The 21695-nt window shown below is 72.1% G+C and carries 18 protein-coding genes; 5 read left to right on the plus strand and 13 right to left on the minus strand.

All coding sequences use genetic code 11. The annotated features are described in order from the left end of the window. Positions 1 to 15 precede the first annotated feature (15 nt). Entirely contained in the window at positions 16 to 1170 is a 1155-nt protein-coding gene (locus G5C51_RS00275; RefSeq protein ID WP_165229466.1) for an ROK family protein, read from the minus strand. A 130-nt stretch (positions 1171 to 1300) separates the two neighbouring features. Between G5C51_RS00275 and G5C51_RS00280 the strand changes: the two genes are divergently transcribed. The 3 genes from G5C51_RS00280 (at position 1301) to G5C51_RS00290 (ending at position 4733) form a co-directional block, all read left to right on the plus strand. Further along, positions 1301 to 1750, plus strand: coding sequence for a hypothetical protein (locus tag G5C51_RS00280; protein ID WP_165229469.1), 450 nt, complete (start codon positions 1301 to 1303; stop codon positions 1748 to 1750). 207 nt (positions 1751 to 1957) lie between these two features. Then, positions 1958 to 3202: an MFS transporter gene (locus tag G5C51_RS00285; RefSeq protein ID WP_338117960.1), complete on the plus strand. Its 1245-nt coding sequence runs from the start codon at positions 1958 to 1960 to the stop codon at positions 3200 to 3202. A 67-nt stretch (positions 3203 to 3269) separates the two neighbouring features. Beyond that, positions 3270 to 4733 carry a sulfatase family protein gene (locus tag G5C51_RS00290; RefSeq protein ID WP_240929271.1) on the plus strand — a complete coding sequence of 488 codons (1464 nt, stop codon included), beginning with the start codon at positions 3270 to 3272 and terminating at the stop codon, positions 4731 to 4733. Positions 4734 to 4748: 15 nt separating this feature from the next. Here the strand turns inward: G5C51_RS00290 and G5C51_RS00295 are convergent, their stop codons facing one another. The 5 genes from G5C51_RS00295 to G5C51_RS00315 all read right to left on the minus strand — a co-directional run bounded on the left by G5C51_RS00295 (position 4749) and on the right by G5C51_RS00315 (position 12044). Further along, positions 4749 to 5609, minus strand: a complete 861-nt coding sequence (locus G5C51_RS00295; protein ID WP_165229472.1) for a GNAT family N-acetyltransferase — start codon at positions 5607 to 5609, stop codon at positions 4749 to 4751. Between the two features lie 56 nt (positions 5610 to 5665). Beyond that, complete coding sequence (gene menC, locus G5C51_RS00300; protein ID WP_165229475.1) at positions 5666 to 6781, minus strand: o-succinylbenzoate synthase; 1116 nt, start codon at positions 6779 to 6781, stop codon at positions 5666 to 5668. After that, on the minus strand, positions 6778 to 7908 hold the full coding sequence (locus G5C51_RS00305) for a M20 family metallopeptidase (protein WP_420824775.1): 1131 nt from the start codon (positions 7906 to 7908) through the stop codon (positions 6778 to 6780). Before G5C51_RS00305 ends, menC begins: the two co-directional genes overlap by 4 nt. A 10-nt stretch (positions 7909 to 7918) precedes the next feature. Further along, positions 7919 to 11209 carry a serine hydrolase gene (locus G5C51_RS00310; RefSeq protein WP_165229481.1) on the minus strand — a complete coding sequence of 1097 codons (3291 nt, stop codon included), beginning with the start codon at positions 11207 to 11209 and terminating at the stop codon, positions 7919 to 7921. A gap of 181 nt (positions 11210 to 11390) precedes the next feature. After that, the gene (locus tag G5C51_RS00315; RefSeq protein ID WP_165229484.1) at positions 11391 to 12044 is read right to left on the minus strand and encodes a TetR/AcrR family transcriptional regulator; all 654 of its coding nucleotides are present in this window, start codon (positions 12042 to 12044) and stop codon (positions 11391 to 11393) included. A gap of 94 nt (positions 12045 to 12138) precedes the next feature. Between G5C51_RS00315 and G5C51_RS00320 the strand changes: the two genes are divergently transcribed. Beyond that, positions 12139 to 13095 (plus strand): alpha/beta hydrolase, encoded by a 957-nt coding sequence (locus G5C51_RS00320; protein WP_165229487.1) that lies wholly within the window; start codon positions 12139 to 12141, stop codon positions 13093 to 13095. A 22-nt stretch (positions 13096 to 13117) separates the two neighbouring features. Further along, positions 13118 to 13555 (plus strand): hypothetical protein, encoded by a 438-nt coding sequence (locus tag G5C51_RS42450; RefSeq protein ID WP_240929272.1) that lies wholly within the window; start codon positions 13118 to 13120, stop codon positions 13553 to 13555. A gap of 11 nt (positions 13556 to 13566) precedes the next feature. Here G5C51_RS42450 and G5C51_RS00330 read toward each other — a convergent pair whose 3' ends face one another. From G5C51_RS00330 to G5C51_RS00360, 7 genes are all read right to left on the minus strand, one after another. Beyond that, complete coding sequence (locus G5C51_RS00330) at positions 13567 to 15408, minus strand: glycoside hydrolase family 2 protein (protein ID WP_165229490.1); 1842 nt, start codon at positions 15406 to 15408, stop codon at positions 13567 to 13569. Between the two features lie 20 nt (positions 15409 to 15428). Then, positions 15429 to 16187, minus strand: coding sequence for a cupin domain-containing protein (locus G5C51_RS00335; RefSeq protein ID WP_165229493.1), 759 nt, complete (start codon positions 16185 to 16187; stop codon positions 15429 to 15431). Then, a complete protein-coding gene (locus tag G5C51_RS00340; protein ID WP_165229497.1) occupies positions 16181 to 17119 on the minus strand; it encodes a DUF6807 family protein in 939 nt (312 codons plus the stop codon). The genes G5C51_RS00335 and G5C51_RS00340 overlap by 7 nt, the downstream gene beginning before the upstream one ends. Then, positions 17116 to 18237: a Gfo/Idh/MocA family protein gene (locus G5C51_RS00345; RefSeq protein ID WP_165229500.1), complete on the minus strand. Its 1122-nt coding sequence runs from the start codon at positions 18235 to 18237 to the stop codon at positions 17116 to 17118. Before G5C51_RS00345 ends, G5C51_RS00340 begins: the two co-directional genes overlap by 4 nt. A gap of 115 nt (positions 18238 to 18352) precedes the next feature. Continuing rightward, entirely contained in the window at positions 18353 to 19690 is a 1338-nt protein-coding gene (locus G5C51_RS00350) for an ABC transporter substrate-binding protein (RefSeq protein ID WP_165229503.1), read from the minus strand. After that, complete coding sequence (locus G5C51_RS00355; RefSeq protein WP_165229506.1) at positions 19690 to 20607, minus strand: carbohydrate ABC transporter permease; 918 nt, start codon at positions 20605 to 20607, stop codon at positions 19690 to 19692. The genes G5C51_RS00350 and G5C51_RS00355 overlap by 1 nt, the downstream gene beginning before the upstream one ends. Beyond that, the gene (locus G5C51_RS00360) at positions 20600 to 21523 is read right to left on the minus strand and encodes a carbohydrate ABC transporter permease (RefSeq protein ID WP_165229509.1); all 924 of its coding nucleotides are present in this window, start codon (positions 21521 to 21523) and stop codon (positions 20600 to 20602) included. The genes G5C51_RS00355 and G5C51_RS00360 overlap by 8 nt, the downstream gene beginning before the upstream one ends. Positions 21524 to 21695 lie beyond the last annotated feature (172 nt).

Here is a 21695-nt window from a genome sequence, read left to right on the forward strand (position 1 = left end):
TGCGGGCGCTATCCGCTACCCCTCGCCGCCGAGCGGATCGTCGAGCAGGTCGATGAAGGCGAGTTCGGCGGCGCCGGCCAGGGGGGCGTCCTGGCGGGTGCCCAGGCGGTGGCGGGTGCCGCGGACGCGGGCGACGACCGAGGCCGCCAGGGCATCGGCGATCTGGTCCGGCGCGGCTTCGGCGAGCTGGGCGAGCATGCCGGTGAAGACCACCTCGTCGGGGCCGACCGTATTGACCACCCCGGTCAGGGCCGTGCCCAGGTGGCCGGCCAGGTCGCGCACGGTGGCCGCGCGGGCCGGATCGGCGAGCGCCGTACGGACCCGCCCGTCAAGGCCGGCGTCCTTCCGGCCGGGCCGGCCCTCGAGTCCGAGCGCGGTCAGCAGCGCGGGTCCGCCGACGTACAACTCCAGGCAGCCGCGGGAGCCGCAGGCGCAGGCGGGTCCGGACGGGTCGACGCTCAGGTGGCCGATCTCCAGGGTCTGGGCCCGGTCCGCTCCGCCGACCAGGGCGGCGCCCATGCCGTGCCGCTCCCCGGTGACGGCGAGCACCGTGCCGCTGCCCGCCCGGTATTCGCCGAGGGCGGTGGCGGTCGAGTCCCGGACCAGCGCGATGGGCAACCGCCTGCTCCCGACGGCGGCTTCGGGCAGTACGGCCCTCAACATAGCGACCAATTCGACGGACTCCGACCAGTCGACGACCAGCGAGAACTGCACCACCCCGGCGTCCGGATCGACCATGCCGGGGAAAGCGACCCCGATCCCCGCACAGCGCTCCCAGGCGCCGCCGAGCACCTGCTCCGCCAACTCGCGGATGGCCGCGCACAGCCGCCGCGGAGACGCGCCACGCACCTCCATGGCGCGCGTGGCCACCCGACCCTGCCGGTGCAGGCCGAGCGCGTATGCCGCGACCTGCACCCCGGTGGGCTCGACCTTGACCGCGAGGGCGAGCGGGCCGCCCGGGTCAGGGGCCAATACGACGGAAGGCCGCCCCATGCCGGCCGTGTGCTGCTCGCCGCTGCGGATCAGCCCGGCCGCCTGCAGTTGCTCCGCGGCCCGCCCGGCGGCGCTACGGGCCAGTCCGGCCCGCTCGGTGGCGACGGCACGGGTGAGCGGGCCGTGCCGGTGCACGGCTTTGAGCAGGCGGGATGCGGAGGACGGGGCCTTTGTCACTTTGTGCCGGACTCCTGCTTGGGTTACTTTGTACTTACGAGAACAAAGTACGTGCTCCACCGCCTCACCGCACGCACGGGACGTCTCGACATCGCCCAGGGCGCGATGGGCTCACCCGGAAGGCTCCCCCATGACCTCGCACATAACGGTCCACTCCGACGCCGTCCTCGTCGACGTCGACCACCTCGCCGACCTCTCCCCTGACGAGCGCACCGCGCTCGCCGCCTTTCTCGCCGGCCACACCTGGGGCGCCCTCACCGAGCAGGGCTTCGCCGACGCGGCCGGCCGGTGCGCGGCGGCCGGCCTGCCCGCCCCCGCCCTGCTGGCGAGCGGCACCGCCACGCCGGACACGTACGCGGCAGCCGCCGACCAGTTCGGCGCCCCGGTCGGCGCCTGCGCCGTCCTGACCACCGACCCGGCCGCGGCCGCCGCCGCGCTCACCGCCGGCGCGATCACGCTCGGCCTCGGATCAGCGGGGCCGGCCGAGCTCCCGGTCGCAGGCGGGGCATTCCCGCTGCCCTCCCTCGCCCGCCTGACCCGCCACGGCGGATCGCCCTGGGGGATGGCCTTCGCGGCCTGATAAAGGGGTGCGCGCCCAGCCATGCGGCGCACTAGCATGCGGGTGCAGCCAGTGATCCACGAGGAGCTGACGAAACATGCCCGGTCTTCCGAGCGCGCGTTGACGTCGTAGGCCCTATCCGGCCCGTCATCGCGTGCTGCCCTTGATGTTGTCGCGGCACAGCGAGCCTTCTTCCGCTTGAACCCTTCGGTACTTCAGGGGATTTCTGTGCCGTCCGCTTCCTTGTGGCGGGACGCCGACTTCCGCCGGCTCTGGGCCAGTCAGACGGCGTCCCAACTGGGCGAACACGCAAGCCTGGTGGTCCTGCCGCTGTTCGCCGTCCTGACCCTCCATGCCGATGCCGGACAGCTCGGCGTCCTGCGCGCGGTGGGGCAGGCGCCGATCCTGCTGCTCTCGCTCTTCGTCGGCGCGTGGGTGGACCGATGGCGGACCCGTACGGTGCTGGTGCTCACGGATGCCGGCCGGGCGTTGATCCTGGGCGGGGCCGCGGCGGCCGGGCTGTGCGGCTGGCTCGTGCTGCCGGCGCTGTTTCCGGTGGCCTTCGCCGTCGGGGCGCTGTCGGTGTTCTTCGACGTGGCGTACCAGACGTCGCTCGTACGGCTGGTGCGGCGCGATCAGCTGGTGCGGGGCAACAGCGCGCTCGAAGGCAGCCGTTCGGCGGCGCAGATCGGCGGCCCGGCCCTGGGCGGTGCTCTCGTGTCCTGGCTGTCGGCGCCGGTCGCCGTCGCGTCGAGCGCGCTGTTCTTCGCGCTGTCGTTCGTCTCGGCGCGGCGGATCCGGCGCAGCGAATCGCTTCCGGAGCGCTCGGGCACTCCCCCGCGCCTTTGGCGGCGGATCCGCGACGGCCTCCGCTTCGTCGTCAAGGAGCCCTCGCTACGCACCGTGTGCCTGGCCTCGGCCGCCTTCCAGCTCTCCTTCTCGGCGACGATGACCGGCTATCTGCTCTTCCTGCCGCGGGAATTGCACCTGTCGGGCACCGTCATCGGACTGGCGCTCGCGGCGACCGGCCCGGGTGCGCTCCTGGGCGCGATGCTGGCCGCCCGCCTGCCGCAGCGGATCGGTTACGGCCCGGCGCTCATCTCCGCGGCGGTGCTCGGCGACGGGGTGTTCCTGTGCGTACCCGCGCTGCACGCCTCCTCCGCGGTGACGGTGCCCGCGCTGCTGGCGATCAACTTCGTCTTCGGCCTCGGCGGCCAGCTGGTCAATGTCACGCTCATGGCCGTCCGCCAGGCCGCCACCCCGCACGACATGCAGGCCCGCGCGGCCGCGACCATCAACCTCATCGGCATGGGGATGACCCCGCTCGGCTCCCTGCTCGGCGGCTTGCTCGCCCAGCAATGGGGCCTCCGCACCAGCCTCTTGGCAACGGCCGCGGCGATGCTGGCGTCACCGGTGCTGATCGCCCTGTCCCCGCTGCCCCGCCTGGGCCGGACGTTTCCTCAGAGCAGTTGAGGGCACGCTGAGCCTGGTGTTATGCAACGTTGTACATGATGGCTGACGACCCGAGCGGAGGGCTTCGATGAGTTCAGGGAACCCGACCGGCAATGACGTGCGCAGGCGCACGATGCTGATCTCCGGGATAGCCGGGATCACCGGAATCACCGGTGCGCTGTCGCTGAGCACGCCGGCCCGGGCGGCGAGGGGCGAGCCGGAGCGACCGGTCAACATCCTGTTCGCGATCGCGGACGACTGGGGCTACCCGGACGCCGGCGCCAACGGTTCCCGGGCCGCGCGGACGCCGACGTTCGACCGGCTCGCCGCGGAAGGCGCACTGTTCACCCGCGCCTTCTGCGCGGCCCCCTCGTGCACGCCGTCGCGGAACGCGATCCTCACCGGCCAGGCGCCGCACCGCCTCGGAGCGGGAGCGAACCTGTGGTCCGAGCTCCCGGCCACGTTCGACGTATACCCGGATCTCCTCGAGCAGGCGGGATACCGCATCGGGCGCATGCGCAAGGGCTACGGCCCCGGCGTGTTCCCGCAGTGGCCGCACGACCCGTCGGGCCCGGACTTCCCGTCGTTCGGCGAGTTCCTCCAACAGCAGCCGGAACGGGCGCCGTTCTGCTTCTGGCTCGGCTCCTCCGATCCGCACCGGCCGTACGACCCCGAGCTGGGCGAGCAGTCCGGCATCGACCCGGCCGACGTGGACATCCCGCCGTATCTCCCGGACACGCCGGAGATCCGCGCCGATGCCGTCAACTACCTGGCCGAGGTGGAACGCTTCGACCGCGAGGTCGGGGATGCCCTGCAGCTCCTGGACGAGCGTGGCCTCGCCGAGAACACGATCGTGGTGATGACCGGAGACCACGGCTGGCCCTGGCCGCGGGCCAAGACCAACCTCTACGACTCCGGCACCCGCGTGCCGCTCGCGATCCGCTGGCCGGGCCGGGCCGCCCCGGGAACAGTGATCGACCGTCTGACCGTGCTGAGCGATCTCGCCCCCACCTTCCTGGAGGCCGCCGGGCTGCCGACGCCGCCGGCGATGACCGGGCAATCGCTGGTGCCGGCCCTCTCGGGCGCGCCCGCCGCGCGCAAGTTCGTCGTCCTCGAGCGCGAGCGGCACTCCTTCGCCCGGGCGGGGAACCTCGCGTACCCCGTCCGCGCCCTGCGGACGGACAGGTGGCTGTATATCCGCAACTTCTTCCCGGAACGCTGGCCCGCCGGCGACCCGCAGCCCCCCGCGCCCGACCGCGGAGCCTTCGCCGACATCGACGCGGGCCCCACCAAGACCCAGCTCCTCGAGAACCGGGACCGCCCGGAATTCGCCGAGGCATTCCAGCTGGCCACCGCCAAGCGGCCGGCGGAGGAGCTCTACGACCTCGCATCCGATCCGCACAGCCTGCACAACCTCGCGGACCGTCCCGCATCTGCCGCGGTACAGACCCGGCTCCGGGAGCAGTTGCACGACTGGATGCGCCGCACCGACGACCCGCGCGCCGTCGACCCGCGGACCGACTTCTGGGACAACGTCAAGTACCACGGATGACGCCCGCGCCCCGCGTCAGTTGATCGCGACCGACAGCGGGATGTGCCACAGCGCCCGTTCCCCGGGCAGGGGCCGGTCCAGGAGCGCCATCGGTGTGATCGTGGCCTGTTCGCGCAGGCCGTGGTCGGTGGCCCACTTGGTCAGGTGGGGGCGGTCGCTGTGGGCCTCCAGGCGGAGGGTGCCGCGGGCGGAGGAGGCGATGTCGTCGAGGAGGGCGAGGGCGCCGGCGTCGTCCTCGGCGATGACGGGGCCGATCACGAGCTTGTCGGCGCCGCGCCAGGCACCGCCGTACGCGAGGAGCCGGCCGTCGCTCTCGATGACGCGGAGCTGGTCGGCGTAGTCGAAGAGCCGGATCAGCAGCTGGGAGCGGTCGACTCCCATGGCGCGGGCGTCCAGTTCGAGGATGGCGGGGAGGTCGGCGGGCTCGGCGGGCCGGGAGCGTCCGGCCGGGGTCACGCCGGCGGGGCGGCCCACGTACATCACGCTCGACGCCGTCGCGGCAAAGCCGAGCTTCTCGTACAGCGGCCGCCCCGCAGTCGTGGCATACAGCGTCACCTGCGCCGCCGCCCCGGCACGCTCCACCAGCCGCTCCATGACCCGCCGTGAGAGCCCGCGTCCCTCGAACCCCGGGTCGGTCATGACCATCCCGATCGCCGCCAGCTCGGCCCCGAAGCGCGTAACCGCCCCGACGGCCAGCAACTCCCCGCGCGGCCCGGCAATGCCGTGCAGCTCGCCGACGTCGAACAGCAACTGCCAAGTCCGATCCGGGTAATACCAGTCCCGCCCATACGCCAGATCCTGAATCGCGGCCAGCTCACTGGTCGCCAGCCGCCGGACCGGAAGCCGGGAAAGATCGGTGCTGCTCGACAGGGCCATGCGGCGCTCCTTCGTGGACGTCGTGCGATGGAGCGTAGCCGGTGCGGGCGATGCCTTCACCCGGCCAACAGCGGGATCCACTCGGTGGCGGCGGTGACCTCCTCGAGCACGTCCGGCTTCGGTACGACGCCGAGCCCGGGCCCGGTCGGCACCGCCAGGTGCCCGTCGTCGAGGACGAACGGGTCGGTCACATCCGTGCGGTAGTAGCGATCGGACGCGGAGGTGTCGCCGGGCAGCGTGAAGCCCGGCAGCGCGGCCAGCGCGACATTTGCGGCCCGGCCGAGGCCGGTCTCCAGCATGCCGCCGCACCACACCGGCACCCCGTGCGCCGCGCACACGTCGTGGATGCGGCGGGCCTCCAGATAGCCGCCGACCCGGCCGGGCTTGACGTTCACCACGTCACACGCGCCCAGCGCGATCGCGTCCGCGGCGGCGCGCGCGGAGGTGATCGACTCGTCCAGGCACACCGGCGTGGCCAGGGATTTCACGAGCGCCGCGTGCCCGAGGACGTCCTCCTCGTCCAGCGGCTGCTCGATCAGCAGCAGCCCGTACGGGTCGAGCCGCGCCAGATGCCGCGCGTCCGCGCGGGTGTAGGCGGCGTTGGCGTCGACCTGGAGCAGCAGCGCGTCGCCGAAGTGCTCGCGCACGGCCCGTACCGGCTCGATGTCCCAGCCGGGCTCGATCTTCAGCTTGATACGGACATAGCCGGCGTCGAGATAGCCGGCCACCGCCTCCAGCAGCTCGGGGAGGGAGTCCATGATGCCTACCGACACCCCGCAGGGCACCCGGTCGTGGACGGCGCCGAGCTCGCGGGCGAGCGGCACGCCGCGGGCCCGCAGCTCCGCGTCGAGGACGGCCATTTCGAGCGCGGCCTTCGCCATCCGGTGGCCGCGGAAGGGGGCAAGCGCCGGGGCGACGGCGGCGGCGTCGAGATGCGAGCGCCCGGCCAGAGCCGGGATCAGGAAGCGGCGCAGCACATCGGCGCAGCCCGCGGCGTACTCCGAGGAGTACCGCGGATCCGCCATCGCCACGCACTCGCCCCAGCCCTCGCTCTCCGCCCCCACCGCGCGCAGCAGCAGCGCGGTGCGCTCGTGCTGCGTACCGAACGACGTACGGAACGGCGCCACCAACGGCAGCCGGATCTCGCGGACTTCGACTCCGGTGAGCTTCATTGCGCGTCCTTTCGTACGGGGAGAAAGTCCTCGATCAGCGCCGCCACCAGCGCCGTCCGCCCGGGGAGTTCATCGACCAGCACATGCTCGTCGTCCGCGTGCGCGCCGCCGCCCACCGCGCCGAGCCCGTCGAGCGTCGGAGTCCCCACGCCCGCCGCGAAGTTGCCGTCCGAGGCCCCGCCGACGGCGGCCGACGTGAGCGGCCCGATGCCGAGCCGGTCGGCCAGCTGCCCGGCCCGGCGGAACAGTGCCGCGGAGCTCGCGGCGGGCATCGGCGGCCGGTTCGGCCCGCCCTCCACCTCGACGCCCGCACCTTCCAGTACGGGCCGCAGCTCGCGTATCGCCGCGTCCACCCGCGCCTGCTCGGCCACGTCCCGTACCCGCACGTCCACGGCGAACCGGCCCGCCGCCGGCACCGTGTTCGTCGTGGTCCCGGCGCTCAGCAGCGTCGGCGTGACCGTGGTGCCCGCCGCCGGGTCGGCTAGGGCGGCGACCGCGTGGATCTGGTGGGCGGCCTCCATGCTCGCGTTCACGCCGCGCTCCGGCTCGAGCCCCGCGTGTGCCGCCCGGCCGTGCAGCAGCACGTCGTAGCGGGAGATGCCCTTGCGCTCCGTCTTCAGCGCACCGCCGTCGGCGGAGGCCTCCAGCACCAGCGCGGCGGCGCAGCCCGCCGCCTCGGATTCGATCAGCTCGCGCGAGGACGGTGCGCCCAACTCCTCGTCGCCGGTGACGAGGAGCGTCACCCCGTCGACGTAGGAGAGAGCCGCCAGCGCGTGGAACGCCATCGCCAGCCCCGACTTCATGTCGAAGCAGCCGGGCCCCCGCAGCACCCCGTCCCGCACCGCGAACGGGTGCGTGTCGAGAGAGCCGAGCGGCCACACCGTGTCGTGATGGGCGAGCAGCAGCACCCGCCGTGGCCCGTCACCCAGCCGCCAGCGCAGATGCGTACGGCCGTCGAGCACGATCTCCTCGGGGGCCGCGCCGAGGTGCGCCGTGCCCATGGCGGCGACCACCTCGGCGCTGCGCGCCACCGCCGCGCGGTCGGCGGACGGGGACTCGCAGGTCACCAGCCGTTCGATATCGGCGGTCAGGGCGGGGAACGCGGCGCGAAAGCGGTCGACGTCGATTCCCGCCACGTCAGGACACCTGCGGGGTCGCGCGGACGCCGTAGTGCACATAGCGCTCGCCGGTGGGCAGGGCGTAGAAGGTGATGGGCATCCAGGCCTCGCTGCCGGGTGGCCGGACGAGATAGAGGTCGTCCGTTACGGGCTCCAGGGCGAACTCCTGCACCGGTTCCGGCACCATCGCGGCCAGCGGTCCGGTCGTGGTCTGCCGCAGCCGCGGCCCTTCGGCGCCGTCCAGGACCTCGACGTCCGCGCTGGCCCGCTCGTACCGGCCCAGGTGCGGCGTGATGTCGACCTCGGGCCGTACGGTCGGCGGCTCCAGAGGTGCCGGCATCGTGACCCCGGCGAGGTCGGCGAAGATCTCCCGGAACAGCTCCAGGTACAGGTCGCGGGTGGCGCCCCCGTTGGTCAGGAGGGTGACCGCGAGGTCCGCCTTGGGCAGGACGCGCAGGAACGCCGACTGGCCGATGGTGTTCCCGTCGTGGCCCAGCAGCCGGTGGCCGTCCCAGTCGAAGCGGATCCAGCCGAGGCCCCAGGAGTCGCCGAGGGTGTGCCGGTCGGGCAGCTCGACCTGCGAAACGGTCATCGCGCGGGCGGAGGCCTCCGACAGCACCCGGGTGCCGTCCGGGGCGATGCCGCCCGCGAGGTGCATACGGGCGAAGGCCAGCACGTCGGCGGCGGACGCGCTGATCAGCCCGGCGGGCCCGGCCGAGCGCGGCAGGCCCCAGGCGGGGACGGGGCGGGGTTCCCCGCCGCCCGCGGCGTCGTGGCCCAGCGCGGCGCGGAAGCGCAGCGCCTCCTCCGGCAGCGTCACGGTGTGCGCCAGGCCGAGGGGTGTGCACAGCCGCTCCTGCAGCGCACCGTCCCAGGTGGTGCCGGTGAGCTTCTCGATGACGCGGCCCGCGAGGACGTAGCCGGAGTTGCAGTACGAGAAGGTCGCGCCCAGCGGGTGGCTCTGCGCGGCCTGCTCCAGCTCGGCCGCGTAGCGCTCCAGGCAGTCGTCGCCGCGCCCGGTGTCGGTGAAGATGTCGCCGTCGATGCCGCTGGTGTGGGTGAGGAGGTGCCGCATGGTGACCTTCGCCGCGACTCCCGGGTCCGAGAGCCGCAGCTCGGGCAGCACGTCGGCGATCGGCGCGTCGAGGTCGAGCCGTCCCTCGTCGGCCAGTTGCAGGGCGAGGGTCGCGGTCCAGACCTTGGTGATCGAGCCGATCTGGAAGAGGGAGTCGGTGGTGGTCGCGACGCCGGTGTCCTTGTTGAGCACGCCGTACGCGGCCTCGACCGTCTCGCCGCCCCGCTGGATGCCGAGGACCGCGCCCGGCACCCGATAGCGCTCGGCGAGTGCCGCGAGCCGGGCCTGCCAGTGCGCGGCGTCGAGCGGCGGGCGGCCGCCGGCGTGCCGCTCCACCCAGTCGACGATGCGGCGGTTCAGGTCGGCGCGGTGCGAGGGGGCGCCATCGAGCAGGAACAGGTGCGAGGCGCCCGGGTAGAGCACCAGCTTGGCCGGCACGCCGCGCTCGCGCAGCGCGCTGAACCACTGCTCGGCCTGGCCGACGGGGCAGCGCTCGTCGGCGGCGCCGTGCAGGACGAGCGTCGGGGTGCGGACGTCCTGCACCCGGGAGTACGGGGAGAGTTCGGCGTGCAGCTCGCGGTCCTGCCACGGATGGCCGCCGAGCTCGGTGACGGCCAGCGCGCGGGACTCGTCGCTGGTGCCGTTCATGCTCGTCAGATCGGCGACCGCGCCGCCGGCGACGGCGGCGGCGAACCGGTCGTCGCGGCTGGTGAGATAGCAGGTCATGAAGCCGCCGTAGCTGTAGCCCGCGACGGCGAGCCGCGCCGGGTCGGCGATGCCCTCGGCGACCAGGGCGTCGAGCGGCTCGAGGAAGTCCGGCGCGTCGGCTTTGCCCCAGCCGCCGCGGGCGGCGGTGAAGAACTCCTCGCCGTAGCCGTCGCTGCCGCGCGGGTTGAGCGTCAGCACCGACCAGCCGCGGGCGACGAGCGCCTGGTGGTAGAGGTGGACGGGGTCGGCAGCGCCGTGCCAGGCGTTGTGCGGGCCGCCGTGGATGTCGAGCAGCAGCGGCCCGGGGGCGGTGGCGGCGGCCGGGTCGCGGAGCAGCCAGCCGTGCACGGTGGTGCCGTCGGCGATGGTGAACTCCCGCTCCTGCGGGGTGATCAGCTCGACGTCGAGGCCGTGCGCGGTGTGGACCTGATCGCGTCCCGTGGCCAGGTCGACGGTGGCGATCTCGCCGTACGAGGTGGGGGTCGCCAGCACGATGGCGGCGGTGTCGCCGGCGGCGGACAGGCCGGAGACGACGCGGCCCGGGCCGCCGATCAGGACGCGGGGCTCGCCGCCGTCGGCCGCGTACAGGTGGGTGCAGCCCCGGTCGCGTATGCAGAAGAGGAGCGTGCCGGCCGCGGTCGTCGGCAGCGCGCCGGGGTAACCCGGGCCGCCGGGCATGACGTTGCGGTCGAGCCCGGCCGTGAGGTCGGCCGTCGCGCCGCCGTCGAGCGGCACCCGCAGCAGGCGCGCGTGTCCGAGCTCGGTGTCCGTACGGCCCACGACCAGCAGCGCGTCGCCGTCGGCGGTCCAGCCGGCGGTGTACGCCACGCCCTCGCCGCCGCCCACCGGCCGCGGCTCGTCGCCCGCCGCCAGGTCGAGGACGTACGCGCCGGAGCGCAGCGTCAGATCGGCATCGGCGTCCCGCGCCGCCGCGAAGGCCAGCCGGCTCCCGTCAGGCGACCAACTCGGTGCTCCCGCATGCCAGTCGCCGCGGGTGAGCTGCCGCGCCTCCCGGCTCTCCAAGACCAGCACATGCAGGTGGCTGCGGGCCGCACCCAGCAGTCCCTTGCCGTCGGCCTTGTAGCTCAGCCGCTCGGTCTCCACCGGAGCCGGGGTGCGCCCCGCCTCGCCACCGCCACCGCCACCGACCGGGGCGCTGAACGCGATCGCCGTTCCGTCCGGACTCCACACCGGCTCCCCCGCTCCCCCCGGCAGCGTGGTTATCTGCTCCGCCTCACCGCCCTCGGCGGGCAGCAGCCACACCTGCGCGGCACCGTCGCCGCCGCGCAGAAAGGCCAGCCACCGCCCGTCCGGCGACCAGGCGGGCGCCGTGTCCGCGGGCCCGCGGGTGAGCCGCCGCGCCGCTCCCCCGCCGGTGGGCACCGTCCACAACGCGCGCTCGGTCCGGTCGTGTTCGCGGTCCGCGGTACGCAGCACGTACACGACCCGGGTGCCGTCCGGTGAGAGGGCCGGCTGTTCCGGCAGCGCTATGTCATAGAGGTCGTCGATGTCCAGGCGTCGGGTCACGGCGCGGTGTCTCCTCGCGGGTCGTCGGTCCACATGCGAAACGCCACCTCCGAAGCATCGAGCCGGTGCTTCCGGGACGGTAGATCAGCGCGCCCGGGCCGGGCTTCGTCGCGGGCGCCAAGCCGGGGTGGTGGGTTTCGTCGGCGCGTACGAACGGGGCGCTCTCCGCGAGCCGGTCGCGTCAGGCGATCCCGGCCTCGATGCTGTCGAGCTGGGCGGCGAGGATCTCCTCGAACGCGGCCTGGCGGTCGGCGCCGAGCGGGCGCAGGTCGCGGGCGAAGTGGGCCAGGGCGGGGAAGCGTTCGGGGTCGGCGCCCAGCACACCGACGCGGAAGTGCTCCATGCCCTGCTCGTACTCCGTGGGGGTAAGGGTGCTGAGGCCGGATTCGGCGGCGATCAGCGCGGCCAGGAGGATCGCGAGCCGGTGGTAGCGCGCCGGGATCTCCTCATCGGGCAGCCCAGAGGTGCGCAGCGCCTGCAGCACCTCCTCCATGACCAGCCGGGAGCCGGGTCCGCCGGACACATAGCGTCCCCAGACCGCGGCGACCTGGGGCTGCTGCCCGAACGCCGCGCGCAGGCGCAGCGCCAGGTCGGTGATGCGCTCCTTCCAGTCGCCCTCGGGGCGGTAGCCGTCCATGGCGCCGAGCAGGATCCGGTCGGCGACCGCGCGCATCAGCTCCGTCTTGTTGCGGAAGTGCCGGTAGAGGCTGGAGGAGTCGGTCCCCAGCGCCGCGGCGAGCTTGCGCACGCTGAACGTGTCGGCGTCGCTCGTCCGCAGCAACTCCGCCGCCGTATCCAGGATCTCCTCGGTCGACCAGCGCCGTCGGCCTGCCATTTCGCCCCTCTCGTCGGGCTTCAGCATAGCTTATGCACTTGCTGTTGCACGCACTGCGTGCATAATGAGGACATCGACCGGAGGAGAAGAGATCATGAACGAAGCCATCGCCGTGAACCGGCCGCCGGAGCCGGACTGGCTGTCGGTGACGGACGAGGAGCTGTTCGCCTATCGCGAGGCGGAGAACCGCGCCCGGGCGTCCGTCGAGGCGCGGGCGCTCCTCGGTGAGCCGGACCCCGGCGCGCTGATCGCATGGCAGGAGATAGCCCTGCCGGGCCGGGACCTCCCGGTCCGCGTCCACCGGCCGGCCTCTAGCGGGAATGCGGCCGACCGGACCGCGCTCCCCCTCGTGCTGCATGTGCACGGCGGCGGGTTCGTCGGCACCGCGGTGCAGTGCGACTGGGTCACCAGCCACGTCGCCGCCCAACTGCCCGCGGTCGTCGTCTCGGTGGAACACCGCCTCCTCGCCCCCGATACGCCGATGTCCGCCGCCGTCGACGACGGCTGGGACACGCTCCGGCACATCGTCGAGCACGCCACCGAGTGGGGCATCGACCCCGCACGCACCGCCGTCTTCGGCGAGAGCGGCGGCGGGCTGATCTGCGCGATGGCCGCCATCCGGGCCCGGGAGGCCGGCCTGGGCCTGCGGGCGCAGGTGCTGGTCAATCCCGCCGTCGACGTGACCGAGACGATGCTCGATTACCACTCGGCCACCGAGTACGCGAAGACCCCGACCCTCTCACTGCCGGTGCTGCAGCTGGTGCGGCGGCTTGCCGCGCCTTCTGGCGCCGATGCCCGCGCGGTCTCGCCGGTATACGCGGACAACCTCGGCGGCCTGCCCCCGACGCTGGTGGTGGTGCCGACCGACGACCCGATCGCCGACCACGGCCGCCGCTACGCCGAACGCCTCCAGGCGGCAGGCACATCCGCGCGGCTCTCCGAATACCCCGCCACCGGGCACGGCTTCCTCAGCGTGCCGGGCCTGGCCGCGCAGGCCGAGCCCGCCCGGGCAGAGATCACCGAGCACCTCCGGGCCGCCCTCACCTCCTGAGCAGCAGGAAAGGACTCCGACCATGAAGACACGCCAGAGACAGCCCGCCCTCGCCGCGATGTACACGGGCCTCGCCCTCACCGTCATCGCCGCGCTCATCCCGTACGCGACCACCGGCCTGCTCGCCGACCACATCCGGGCCGGCTACCCCGCGTACTCCGACTCCCGTGTCGACTCGGCCGTGACCACCTACCTGGCGCTGCTGTCCGCCATCGGCGGGCTCGGCAGCCTCGCCTGGCTCTGGAGCATCCGGGCCGTCAAGTCGGCCGGGCGCTGGGCGCGCCCGGCCGCGACCGCGATGTTCGTGGTCGGCGCGACCGTCGCGCTGACCGCCCTCCTCACCAAGGACACGTCCGGCGACACCGGCCTGCCGATGGCCCTCGGCTGGGCCGGGACGGCCCCGAGTCTGGCGGGCGGGCTGGCAGTCGCCCTGCTGTGGAAGCCATCCCCCCGCCAATAACCCTCGTGCGGCTAGGAGTCGGCCCCCCGCTCGTACGCCGCCGTCCGCTGCTGCGCCGCCCGCACCCGGGCCACGTCGAGCTTCAGCGAGCGGTCGAAGCGGTAGATGCCGTTCTCCTCCTGGAAGACGTCCGTGAGCTGGGTGTAGCAGTAGCCGAACATGTTCGGGTCGTCGAGGAGGACGCCCGTCAGACCCGCGAACCGCTCGTGGAACTCCTCCTCGTCGCGCGGCCGCTGCCCGTAACCCCACGAGACATTGCGGTCGTAGCCGCGCCCCTCGGCGGCCGCCTCCGGGTTCCACCAGATGCCGCCGAACTCGCTGCAGAAGTAGGGCTGTCCTGCATACGGCAGCGACCAGACGGTGTCCTCGGGCCAGTCCTCCATGTCCTGCGGATTGATCATCGGCTGGTCCTTGTCGAGCCCGGCCATCAGCTCGCGGAACGCCTCCGGGTCCTGCTCGTAGCAGTGCGAGTCGTAGACATCGGTCTCCCGCACCCGGTGGGCGTAGCCGGAGGCGTCGATGACCGGGCGGGTGGCGTCGGCGGCCTTGGTGGCGCGGAAGAGCGCCTGGGTGACCTCGTCCAGCACCGTCGCCCGGTCGCCGAGCAGCTGCCGGGTCTCGTTCAGTGGGCACCAGCCGATGATCGACGGGTGCGAGTAGTCGCGCTCCAGCGCCTCGGCCCACTGGGCGACATAGCCGGCCGTCGGCTGCTGGTTGTCCTCGCCGACCGGCCCCGTCGAGGCGCCCCAGTCGGCGAACTCGCCCCACACCAGATACCCGAGCCGGTCCGCGTGGTGCAGGAAGCGCTCCTCGAAGACCTTCTGGTGCAGCCGCGCCCCGTTGAACCCGGCGGCGATCGACAGCTCGATGTCCCGTACGAGCGAGGCGTCGTCCGGCGCCGTCATCAGCCCGTCGGGATACCAGCCCTGGTCCAGGACGAGCCGCTGGAAGACCGGCTTCCCGTTGATCAGGATGCGCTTCCCGTCGATGGCCACGGACCGCAGCCCCGCCGTGCATACCGCCCGGTCCACCACCGTGCCGGACCGGTCGAGGACCTCCAGCTCCACCTCGTAGAGATGCGGATCCTCCGGGCTCCACGGCCGCCGCCGGTCCTCCGGTACGGGCAGCACCAGCCGCGGCGCCAGGTCGAGATGGGCCTCCACCGACGCCTCGGCGACCGTGCCGTGGGTGTCGAGGAGGCGGGCGCGGATGCGGTGCCCTGCCCGGTTGCCGGACAGCGGGAGCTCGAGGTGGAAGCAGCCGCCGGCGAGGTCCGGGGTGATGCGCGGGCGGCGCAGGTGCGTGGCGGCGACCGGCTCCAGCCAGACGGTCTGCCAGATGCCGGTGGTGCGGGTGTACAGGCAGCTGTAGTTGGCGTACCGGTCGGACTGCTTGCCCCGCGCCTGCGGGCCGCGGGCGGAGTCCCGGGCCCGTACGACGATCACCGCCTCCTCCCCCGGCCGCGCCACCTCGCCGAGGTCGGCGCTGAAGGGGGTGAAGCCGCCGCTGTGGCGGGCGACTTCGGTGCCGTTCACCCACACCGTCGCGTCGTGGTCGACGGCGCCGAAGTGCAGGATCGTCCGGCGGCCCGCCCACTCCGCCGGGATCCGCACCGTGCGCCGGTACCAGACCGCGTGCTGGAAGTCGGTGTCGCCGATGCCCGACAGCTCCGACTCCGGACAGAACGGCACCGTGATCCGCTCCGGCAGCGGCTCCCCCACCAGCCCGCGCTCCAGGCCGCTGTCGCCGGGATCGCGGGCGAACTCCCAGGTGCCGTTGAGGTTCAGCCAGTCCTGGCGGACGAAGCTCGGCCGCGGGTACTCCGGGCGGGGCGGCTGCGACGGTGCGGGCATACGGTTTCCTCCGGGGTGCGTTATCGGGTGGTCTCGTACGGGAGCGTGGCCCCGGGCAGTTCGTACTCCTCCCGGCGGCCGCACATGCCATAGCCTCCGCTCCGGGACGGCCCGGCCGTCAAGGCCGTCGCGTCAGCCAGATACGCGGCATCGCCGCCCGCCCCGAGGGCGTCCAGCTGCGCTCCGGTCCGCTGCGCGGTGGCCAGCGCGCCGGCCTCCCACAGCTCGCGGAAGCGCGGCACTTTGGCGCGTACGAGCCGGGCCGCCGCCCGCTGGAATTCGCGGTACGGGCCGACGTCGCCCGCCTGCAGCGCCTCGCGCAGCGGCAGATAGCCCTCGACGGCCAGGTCACGGCGCTTGCGGGCCGCGGCCTCAGCATCGGGACCGGTGGGGGCCGGGAGCCGGGCGGCGGCAGCGTATCGCTCGGGGTCGGCGAGCACGTCGGGCGGGAAGGTGAAGACGGCGTCGCCCGCCTCCGGCAGACCGCTGTTCTGCATCAGGACGGTGATCCGCAGATCGCCGCCCTGCACCATGCGGTGCACGGTGCCCGGGGTGAACCAGGCGACCGAGCCGGCCTCCAGCGGGATGTCCCGGTAGCCGTCGGGCGACAGCGTCTGCACGGCGCCGCGGCCGCCGGTGACGACGTACGCCTCGGTGCACACGAGGTGCAGATGCGGGCTGCCGCCGCACACGCCGTCGGCGGCCTCCCACTCGTATGCGGAGAGGTGGGAGAGCCCGACCGCGCCGGGCAGCGGGTGCGGAAGGCTGGGGCTCACCACGGCAGGCCCTTGAGGTGCGCGGCGGCCCGCTCGTGATCCCAGGCGCCGTCGGCGACGACGACGCGGTAGCGGTACGCGAAGGACTCCCCCGGCGGCAGCTCGAACTCCTCGAAGAAGGCCCAGGAGAAGGCGACCGACGGGATGGGCTGCGACCGTACGAACCAGTGCGAGGCGTGGATCGCCTCCGCGTTCTCCGGCGCGTGCTCGAAGAGCAGCGTGGAGTGCGCGTCCACGTCGTCGTGCTCGGCGGTGAAGCCGACCCAGTTGGCATCGGCAGCCGCCGTGCCCATCGTCTCCTGGTCGGTCGCGGGCCCGGCAGGCGTGAGCACCTGCCCGCCGGTGAAGTCGCGGGCACCGCGCCACTGCAGTCCGGTATAGCCCGCCATCTCGCGGCCCGCGGTGGTCGGGGAGCCGAAGCGCAGCGGCTCGCCGTCGGCGCGGATGTTGGTGAGGTGGATGGACCAGTCGATGGCGTACGAACCGGAGTCGGCGTCCGCGGAGTGCACGGTGACGCCGCGCCGCTCACGGGCCCACTCGGCGCCGCCGTTCGCCACCCAGGTGAGGTCGGAGTCGAGCGTGACCCGCTCATCGCTCGCCTCGACGGCGGTGAAGTCGTCGTGCCGCATGGAACCGACCCGCTCCGGTACGCGCTGGTAGCCCTGCTCGGGCCCGAGGTAGCAGACACCGCCCCAGAAGTTCTGCCCGGACAGGTGACTGGCGGTCATCTGCAGGCCCTTGTGCCAGCGGTGGTCGTTGGGCCGGTAGCCGGAGACCAGGTTGCCGGCCAGGGTGCGCAGCGGGTGGATGTAGGGCTTGCGGGCCTCGTACGGGTCGGGGTCGGGCCGGTAGACGTAGGAGAGGATCTCGGTCTCGCCGGCCGCGACGGTGACGCGGTCGCCGAGCGTGTGGACGGTGGTGAGGCGCGCGGTCACTGTTGCTCCTTGGGGGCCCAGTCGGGGTGGTCGCCGTGCATGGAGGTGTAGTACGGGTCGCCGGGGGTGATCTCGCCGGCGTGCACCGGGCGGCCGGAGAAGGCCGACTTGTAGAGGGCGGCGGCGAATTCGAGCGTGCGGCGGGCGTCGGGCCCGCTGCCGGGCGGCCGTACCCCGCGCTCGTACGCATCGAGGAGGGCGCCGAGCTGCGCGGCGTGCGAGCTGGGGACGTCGGCGGCCGGGGTGCGCCACTGGGTGACGCGGGGGTCGTCGTCCGCGAGGCCGGGGCGGGGGGTGTAGGTCCAGCTGTCGTTCTGGTGGCCGTACAGGTGGGTGAGTTCGACGGTGGCGTCGGCGCAGTCGATACGGATGCGGCTGACCTCGTCGGGCGAGAGAACGCTGTTGACGACGGTCGCCATGGCGCCGTGCTCGAAGCGGATCAGCGCGCTGGAGACGTCCTCGCTCTCCACATCGTGCACCAGCCGCCCCGCCATGGCGCGGACCTCGCTCCAGTCACCGAGCAGGTGCAGCAGCAGGTCGAACTGGTGGATCCCGTGCCCCATGGTCGGCCCGCCGCCCTCGGTCGCCCAGCGGCCGCGCCACGGGACGGCGTAGTAGGCCCGGTCGCGATACCAGGTGGTCTGGCAGTGCGCGACCAGCGGATCACCGAGCTCGCCGCCGCTGATCAACCGACGGGCGTGCACGGCCCCGGAGCCGTACCGGTGCTGGAAGAGCACGGACGCGAACCCCGGCGCGGCATCCTCGGCGGCGGCGATCTCGTCGTACTCGGCGAGCGACAGACACAGCGGCTTCTCACACAGCACCCAGGCGCCGGACTTGAGTGCGGCGATGGTCTGCTCGCGGTGGAGGGAGGGCGGGGTGCCTATGAGGACCAGGTCGGGGCGGGCGGTGTCGAGCATCGCGCTCAGGTCGGAGAAGCCCTGGACGCCGGGGCCTGCCGCCTCCTGGAAGGCGGCGAGCCGGCCGGCATCGATGTCCACCGCCGCGATGAGCTCGGCGCGGTCGGACTGGGCACGCAGGGCGGCGAGATGAGCGCCGGTGACGATGCCGCCGGTGCCGACGACGGCTACGCGGAGGCGGGACGGGGATGCTGGCATGTGATGTCTCCTCGCGCAGAAAGCGCTTTCCTTCGCTCAACCCTACGGTCAAGTGATCGTTCACTCAAGGGATATCGGGGACTCCTGGACGATCCGCTATCGGCATCCGGCAGCCTCAGCTGGCGGCATCCACCGAGTCCTTGAGCTCTCCCACGAACGTCTTCGCCGCCTCATCGGGGTCGGCCTCCCCGGTCAGCACCCGCTGGTACTGCCGCTTCAGCACGGCATCGATGTCGCTGGCGCCCTTCGGGGTGATCGGCGGGGTGTCACCGACCTTGTGCGACATCTCGTCCGAGAAGGCCATGAGGTCCTTGCCCGGCTTGTCCAGGGTGGCCCTGAGCGCCTTCGCCGCGGCCGGGTTGCCCGGGATGCCCCGCTCCAGACCGAAGATCTTGGCGACGCGCTGGTCGTTGGTCAGGAAGTCGATGAAGAGCGCGGCCTCGGCGGGGTGCTGCGTCGAGGACGACGCCGCCCAGTACATGGTGGGCTTGAGGTACTGGGACCCCTTGGGAGTGTCCGGGTCGGAAGGCCAGTCGGCCATGTCGAAGTCGATCTTCGGTGCGCCTTCCTTGAACGAGGTGAACTGACCGGAGGGTATGAACCCCATGCCCGTCCTGTTGTTGATCATGTCGCCCTGATCCAGCGCCACCCCGTCCATCTCGATGATGTGGCTCCCCGACGGCGCGGCCCCGCTCTTGATCCAGCCGAGGATGGCCTTCCAGTACGACGCCAGGACACTGGGCTTGAGGGACACCTCGCCCTTGCTGTTGAACAGCTGGTTTCCGTGCTGCCGGGCCCAGACGTTGAGGCTGAAGGAGTCCGAGCCCGTGGGGCCGACGCCGTACACCTTGCCCTTCGACGCCTTGTTCAGCTCCGCGGCCGCCTTCTTGAACTCGGCCCAGGTCCAGCGCGCGGTGTCCGGCAGCTGGACGCCGTACTTCTTGAACAGCGACCTGTTGATCAGGATGCTGTTGGTCGTGTTGCCGACCGGCACCGCGTACGGGGTCTTGCCGACCCGCCCCGCCTCCAGCGCCTTGGGGTCCAGCTCCGAGGTGTCCAGGTACTTCTGCACCGTGGACAGGTCGAGCAGCGCGCCACGCTCGGCGTACGAGGAGAGGTAGAGCTGGTCGAACTGGTTGACGTCGGGCATCTCGCCGCTGGCGGTGCTGGTCGCCAGCCGGTCCCAGTAGCCGACCCAGTCCGCGTACACCGGCTTGACGTTGATGTTCGGGTGTTCCTTCTCGAACAGCTTGATGGCCTTGAACGACGCCTGGTGCCGGGGGTCGGCGCCCCACCAGTTGAAGGTGATGGTCACCTTGCCCTTGGACAGCTTGGGGTTCTCCACCGGCTCGCCGCCGACGCCGCAGGAGGCGAGGACGAGGCCGGCGAGCGCCGCGGCGATGGCAGTGCGGACACCCCTGCGCGCACGGAGGTTCATGGTCTTGTCCCTCATCACTTGCCTCCCGTGGTGGCGATGCCGCGGAGCAGGAACCGCTGCCCGAACAGGAAGACCAGGAACACCGGCACCAGCGAGACGATGCTCATCGCGAACATGGCGCCGTAGTCCGAGGTCGTCGTCGCGTCGAGGAACGACCGCAGCGCCACGGGCACGGTGTATTTGTCCGGCTCGGTGACGAAGACCAGTTGCGAGAAGAAGTCGTTCCAGGTCCACAGGAAGGTGAAGATGGCGGTGGTGGCCAGCGCCGGGATCATCAGCGGCAGCATGATCTGCGTGAAGATCCGGCCGTGCCCGGCGCCGTCGATCCGGGCCGCCTCGTCGAGCTCCTTCGGAATCCCGCGGATGAACTGGACCATCAGGAAGATGAAGAAGGCGTCCGTGGCCAGGAACTTCGGCACGATCAGCGGCAGATAGGTGTTGATCCAGCCGATCTGCGCGAACATCACGTACTGCGGAATGATCAGCACGTGGATCGGCAGCATGATCGTGAGCAGCATGATCATGAAGGCCACCTTCCGGCTGCGGAAGCGCAGCCGCGCGAAGGCGTAGGCGGCCATGGAGCAGGAGATCAGATTGCCGATCACCGAACCGAGCACGACCAGGAAGGAATTCAGCAGATACGTGCCGAAGGGGGTGCCGAGGGCGTCCCAGCCGTTCGGGTAGTTGTCCAGGTTGAAGGTGTCGACGAACAGCCCGAAGTTGCTGAAGATCCCGTCCTTCGGGCGCAGCGAGCTGGCGGCCATCCACAGCACCGGATAGAGCATCAGGAGGCAGACGGCTATCAGTCCGGTGTGCTTGAGCACGCTGCGGGTGCGCCGGCGGGCGGCGGACTCTTTGGGGCGTACGGGTGAGGCGGGCTCGGGCTGCGCGTCCGTGCCGGGCCTGCTTTTGATCTGCAGCGCGTCAGTCATTGTAGAAAACCCAATACTTCGAGGCCCAGAAGTTCAGGGCGGTGAAGGCGCCGATGATGAGGAGCAGCACCCAGGCGAGGGCGGAGGCGTATCCCATCCGGAAGCTGGTGAAGCCTTCCTGGTAGAGGTAGAGCGAGAAGAACAGCGTCGAATCGCTGGGCCCGCCGGTGCCGTTGGAGACCACGAACGCTTGCGTGAAGGACTGGAAGCTGCCGATGATCCCGAGGACCAGATTGAAGAAGATGATCGGGCTGAGCAGTGGCAGGGTGATGGAGCGCAGCTGCCGGAATCTGGATGCGCCGTCGGTCGCGGCGGCCTCGTAGAGCTCGCGCGGCAGCTGGCGCAGGCCGGCCAGGAAGATCACCATCGGGGCGCCGAACGTCCACACGTGCAGGATGATCAGCGTGTAGATGGAGGTGTCCGGATCGGCTATCCAGCCGGGTCCGTCGTAGCCGAACAGGCCCATGAACTTGGTCGCCAGGCCTTCATTGCCGAAGATCAGCCGCCAGAGGATGGCGATGGCGACGCTGGCGCCGAGCAGCGACGGCAGATAGAGGATCGACCGGTACAGGGACAGTCCGCGAATGCCCCGGTCCAGCAGCAGCGCGATCGCGAGCGCGAAGGCCAGTTGCAGCGGCACGGAGACGATCACGTAGGTGAAGGTGACCTGGAGGGCGTGGCCCAGGCGGTCGTCGTGGAGCATCCGCTGGATGTTGTCCAGGCCGGTCCACTTGGGGTCCTGGAGCAGGTTGTAATCGGTGAACGCCAGATACAGCGAGGCGATCATCGGCCCGAGGGTGATGCCCAGCAGGCCGAGTATCCACGGCGCGAGGAATATCGCGGCGGCCTTGTTGTCCGGCGCCTCCTCGCGGACGCGCGAGCGGCGCAGCGTACGGAACTCGCCCAGGGCGCTCATCCGGCACCTGCCAAGGCAGTCGGGCGGGGGGTGTCAGGGAACATGCGGCTCTGCTCCTCCCTGGTGAACCAAGGGGCTTGAGGGCTCGGCCCGTCAACAGAGCTGCGTGGGGCCGGTTGTGCGCGACCCTAGGATTCAAGTGAACGTTCACACAAGGGTTGTGCGCGAATTT

The sequence above is a fragment of the Streptomyces coryli genome (assembly GCF_011044975.1).
In the GTDB taxonomy this organism is placed as follows: Bacteria; Actinomycetota; Actinomycetes; order Streptomycetales; family Streptomycetaceae; genus Streptomyces; species Streptomyces coryli.

What these genes read in the sequence shown, in the direction of transcription:
- G5C51_RS42450 (WP_240929272.1), top strand. Translation starts at nt 13,118, where the DNA reads ATGAAGACACGCCAGAGACAGCCCGCCCTCGCCGCGATGTACACGGGC.
- G5C51_RS00355 (WP_165229506.1), bottom strand. Translation starts at nt 20,607, where the DNA reads ATGACTGACGCGCTGCAGATCAAAAGCAGGCCCGGCACGGACGCGCAG.
- G5C51_RS00350 (WP_165229503.1), bottom strand. Translation starts at nt 19,690, where the DNA reads ATGAGGGACAAGACCATGAACCTCCGTGCGCGCAGGGGTGTCCGCACT.
- G5C51_RS00320 (WP_165229487.1), top strand. Translation starts at nt 12,139, where the DNA reads ATGAACGAAGCCATCGCCGTGAACCGGCCGCCGGAGCCGGACTGGCTG.
- G5C51_RS00295 (WP_165229472.1), bottom strand. Translation starts at nt 5,609, where the DNA reads ATGGCCCTGTCGAGCAGCACCGATCTTTCCCGGCTTCCGGTCCGGCGG.
- G5C51_RS00280 (WP_165229469.1), top strand. Translation starts at nt 1,301, where the DNA reads ATGACCTCGCACATAACGGTCCACTCCGACGCCGTCCTCGTCGACGTC.
- G5C51_RS00330 (WP_165229490.1), bottom strand. Translation starts at nt 15,408, where the DNA reads ATGCCCGCACCGTCGCAGCCGCCCCGCCCGGAGTACCCGCGGCCGAGC.
- G5C51_RS00315 (WP_165229484.1), bottom strand. Translation starts at nt 12,044, where the DNA reads ATGGCAGGCCGACGGCGCTGGTCGACCGAGGAGATCCTGGATACGGCG.
- G5C51_RS00345 (WP_165229500.1), bottom strand. Translation starts at nt 18,237, where the DNA reads ATGCCAGCATCCCCGTCCCGCCTCCGCGTAGCCGTCGTCGGCACCGGC.
- G5C51_RS00360 (WP_165229509.1), bottom strand. Translation starts at nt 21,523, where the DNA reads ATGAGCGCCCTGGGCGAGTTCCGTACGCTGCGCCGCTCGCGCGTCCGC.
- menC (WP_165229475.1), bottom strand. Translation starts at nt 6,781, where the DNA reads ATGAAGCTCACCGGAGTCGAAGTCCGCGAGATCCGGCTGCCGTTGGTG.
- G5C51_RS00290 (WP_240929271.1), top strand. Translation starts at nt 3,270, where the DNA reads ATGAGTTCAGGGAACCCGACCGGCAATGACGTGCGCAGGCGCACGATG.